The organism is Pseudomonas sp. Au-Pse12 (assembly GCF_021341665.1).
GTDB lineage: Bacteria > Pseudomonadota > Gammaproteobacteria > Pseudomonadales > Pseudomonadaceae > Aquipseudomonas.
The window spans coordinates 1-1,259 of the sequence record NZ_JAJTTH010000035.1 but is presented as its reverse complement, the minus strand read 5'-3'; the positions used below and the strand labels follow the sequence as shown (position 1 = coordinate 1,259).

1 protein-coding gene is annotated in these 1,259 nt (G+C 52.8%); it reads right to left on the bottom strand.

All coding sequences use genetic code 11. From position 1 onward, the window contains the following. Positions 1 to 51: 51 nt before the first annotated feature. Positions 52 to 1,176, bottom strand: coding sequence for an IS481 family transposase (locus tag LXM55_RS32300; protein ID WP_233324190.1), 1,125 nt, complete (start codon positions 1,174 to 1,176; stop codon positions 52 to 54). Positions 1,177 to 1,259 lie beyond the last annotated feature (83 nt).

Sequence of the window (1,259 nt, the reverse complement as noted above, 5' to 3'; positions counted from 1 at the left end):
TGTACAGACCGGACACATGGTGGACACATGTGCGGGGACATGGTGGACACATTATGGACCATAGTCCGGCTCATTTAGGTCGATGGTTCGCAATAGGTGATGGCAAAAATAGACGTTAAACAACACATCACTGTTGTCGTGAGGACGTATTGCAATGATGTGCCCAGCCAAACCTTTGGCGATGCTGAAATAGCGTTTCCGAAAGCGAAATCGACTGTGATAGACCTTAGCCAACACGTCGTCCGGTCCGTATTCAAATGGCGATAGCTGCTGCGGGAAAAACCAGGGACTGACGCGATAGCGATCCATGGGGACTTGATAGTTCAGGGCCTCGTGGGGGCGTTGGTGATTGTAGATCTCCCGCCATTGGTCAAAAGCTGTTTGTGCTTCTACCAAGCTGCGAAAGTGTCGGCCATTGAGTACTTCAGCTTTGAGTGTTCGATGGAAACGCTCAATCTTACCGTTGGTTTGCGGATGATGAGGCCGACTGAAACTTATCCTGATTCCCAGGCGGATCAGCCAGATGCTCAGCTCAGTAATCTCCCCGGGATTTCGCGGTGAGCCCCACGGCGGCCCGTTATCAACGTTGATGCGGGCAGGTAACCCGTAGCGCTGAAAAACCTCGATCATCTTCTCCTGCACCGTAATTCCACGTTCATTGGCACATGCCTGTATGGCCAAATTGAAACGAGAGTGATCATCCAACAAGGTCAGGGGATGGCATTGACCTTGTTGTGTTGGAAAGTGCCCTTTGAAATCCATCTGCCAAAGGTCATTAGGCGCTTCATGTTCAAAACGTCTGTTCGATGGCAACCCTTTCTCAGGAGGCAGAATCAGCCCGTGCCGATGCAAGACATTAGTGACGGTGCTGGGGGCGATACGCCCTTTCAAATGGCTGCTGATCTTGCGTCCACCCCACTTCGGCTGCTCTTGTCGAAGCTTTATCACTTCAGCCTCCAGCGCGGACTGAGTCAATTTTGGGTTGGTTAGCGGTCGGCGGGACATCTCCTGTAGTCCTTGCTGCCCTTGCACTTCGTGGCGCTTGAGCCATTTGTAGCCCGTTTGGGGACTGATGCCGAAGCGTCGGCAAAGCTCTCTTTTATTGCTGCCGGGTTGCCTGGCCAAGGCAACGAACTCTTCTTTCAGGCTCATGGTGTCTCTCGTGTTCCAAGGCATGATGGATTTCCGGCGAAGTTGGCTCGCCAGAAAGTGTCCACCATGTCTCCGCACACCTGTCCACCATGTGTCCGGTCCGTACA